General features: G+C 30.8%; 2 protein-coding genes. One reads left to right on the top strand and one right to left on the bottom strand.

What is annotated here, in order from left to right; all coding sequences use genetic code 11:
- Positions 1–164 precede the first annotated feature (164 nt).
- Complete coding sequence (locus tag QNK89_RS09830; protein WP_339341974.1) at positions 165–338, top strand: hypothetical protein; 174 nt, start codon at positions 165–167, stop codon at positions 336–338.
- A 249-nt stretch (positions 339–587) separates the two neighbouring features.
- On the opposite strand, the gene QNK89_RS09825 is transcribed toward QNK89_RS09830, so the two are convergent.
- A partial coding sequence (locus QNK89_RS09825; protein ID WP_340170850.1) for a TonB-dependent receptor occupies positions 588–2,746 on the bottom strand: 2,159 nt, incomplete at its 5' end.

Raw genomic sequence — 2,746 nt, 5'->3', positions numbered from 1 at the left:
TTCATAATAAAAGAGTATAATTTTAAGATGTACAAATTTACGAAAAACTAAGCAGATTCGTTATTAACAAGCAGTATAAAATACTATTGAAAAATTTTACTTTAAGATAGCAGAATTTGAAAATATGTCTTATTTTTGCTTTATAAATTATTAAAAATAGTATAATGTTAGATTTTTCTCAATTTTCAGGTTTGGTTTTATTCATGTTTGTTTTTACAGCTGGTTTCTGGTTGTTAATATTTTTATTAACATTTGTAGTACCTTATTGGATTGGTGGAACTATCTGGGAAAATTTAAAATTAAAAAAAGAAGCAAAGCAAGCTGCCGAGGGAAAGTAGTTTTCTTAAAATATATTTTATAAAAAAAAACTCGTCCAAGAAATTGGACGAGTTTTTTTATGGGTTTAATTGCGAGGCTATTATTTATTGATAGGTATCCTTCTTATATTTCATTTAATAATTGCCATTGTAGGTTTACGAAGTATCATCCTAGGTATAATGAGTTTGCCAAATCACACAAAAAAAAAGTGATTTGTAATTATGGTAACAAAAAGACAGTCTGTAAAGTTCGCTCGAACATCAAAAAAATCAACCTTCAAATTCTTCTCCACCGCCATTTTCTCTTCCACCATTTTGTTGTTTTTTTTGTTGATTAAATCTGTAGGTGAAGTTTAAAGATATTTGACGCATTCTCCATTGAAAAGTTTGATCCGAGATATTTGTAGGGGCAGCTCTATTTGGTGTATAGTTTACAGTGTTACTTTTTCTTGAATTAAATACATCACTTATATTTAAAACCAAAGTTCCTTTCTCTTTTAAAATATCTTTGCTGAACGCTAAGTTTGCTGAGAAAATTCCTTCACTTACATTTTGTGCACTTTCGCTTGGACCTCGATAGGATAATCTAGTTTGCCATTCTATTTTATAAGGTAAAGTCACTCTAGCGTTAAAACGAGCTCTCCAGCTTGTGTTGCTATTACTTAAATCTTCTGTAATTGTATTCGTAGTATTTGACGTTGGATCTAAGAAATCATAGGTGTAAATCCCTGCTGTTTTAGAGTTGAATAAATTAAAACTTCCGTCGAACTTTACTATTTTAGTTGCATTATAATTGGCTGTAAATTCAAGTCCATATCTATCTTCTGATGCTAAATTGATAGGTTCTCTTATTAATACAGATTCGTCATTACCATTAATTTCTCTAATTTCTTGCCTAGTAACTCTACTAATATTATTTGTAGAATGTTGATAATAAATAGAGGAGTTTAAAGTTAATTTACCAATTCGGTTTAAGTATCCCAAATCGAAAGAGTTTGTAAAAGTTGGTATTAAAGCTGGATTTCCTTTAAAAATAATATTCTGACTATTTCTTGATTCAAACGGGTTTAAATACCAAAAACGTGCTCTTCTTATACGTCTACTGTACCCTAAAGTAAAGCTTTGTTTTTCTGTTGCTTCATAACCAATATTTACTGTTGGAAATAACTCTGTATAACTAAAATCGTTGTTTTCATTAGAATTTAACAACCGAACCTTCACATCTGTAGTTTCCAAACGCAGCCCTAGCAATAAAGAAAGTTTGTTAAATTTATTTCCATATTGTGTGTAAAATGCGTGAATATTTTGACCAAATTCTAAGTTATTTGATGGGTCGAAATTTGGATCTGAAACTGGCGTAACTAAAAAATCTGAAGTTAAATCTTGAAAATCTCCTCGATAGCCTGCTTCAAATTGAGCATCTTCGCCAATTGGTAAAATATAATCTGCTTGTAGTAAGGTGTTTTTTGATGATTCGTTTGTAATGTTAGTTTCGTCTGTAAAACCTGTTTCTATATTGATCGCTTCTTCATCTTCTTTACTATCACTATACTGAAGGTCTAGCGTTAATTTATGACCGTTTTTATTAAAGTTATTTGTATAATTTAAAGAATATTGAACTGTTTCGTCATTAGAATCTTCATTTTGAATTCTAATTGCACTATTAGTAATAAGATTATTGGCATTAAATTCTTGAATGTTATTTTCTGATAAATCCCCACCTTTGGTATGTGTATAAAAAACGACTCCTGTTATAGAACTTTCTTTCGTTAGAAAATATTCTAAACCCATACTAGCGTTAAAACTATTTCTTTTTCGTGCCCATTGCCTATCTTCTATCCTGGAACTTGTAACCACACCATTAGTAAGATTTCTTAAATCAGTGTAAGAGTTTCCTGGCCCGTTTCTATAATTATATCCGAAGTTAGAGAAAAGGTTCGTTTTTATACCTCTTTGATTTAAATTGGTTGCTAATTGTAATTGATCTGGATTTCCAACAGTAGTATTTATAGAAGCATTAAAGCCTAAAGCTTTTCCTTTTCTTAGAATAATATTTAAAATCCCTGCAGTTCCTTCTGCATCATACCTTGCAGATGGTGAGGTAATTACTTCGACTCTCTCAATAGCGTCTGCCGGTAATTGTCTTAGTGCTTCTGCACCGCTTAAACCTACTAAAGCAGAAGGTTTACCGTCAATTAAAATACGAACGTTTTCATTTCCCCTTAAGCTTACATTTCCTTCTACATCTACATTTACAGAAGGCACATTGTCTAGAACATCCGAAGCAGTTCCTCCTTTTACAGTCATGTCTTTTCCAACATTATAAATACGTTTATCTAAACGAATATCTACTGTAGTTTTTTCTGCTACAATAACTATTTCATCCAAACCATTAGTAGATTCAGATAATTTTATAACCCCTAAGTCTT

The organism is Lacinutrix sp., assembly GCF_037625555.1.
Classification (GTDB): domain Bacteria; phylum Bacteroidota; class Bacteroidia; order Flavobacteriales; family Flavobacteriaceae; genus Lacinutrix.
The sequence above is the reverse complement of the archived record's forward strand: the minus strand, read 5'-3'. Positions and strand labels throughout refer to the sequence as shown.

What these genes read in the sequence shown, in the direction of transcription:
- QNK89_RS09830 (WP_339341974.1), top strand. Translation starts at nt 165, where the DNA reads ATGTTAGATTTTTCTCAATTTTCAGGTTTGGTTTTATTCATGTTTGTT.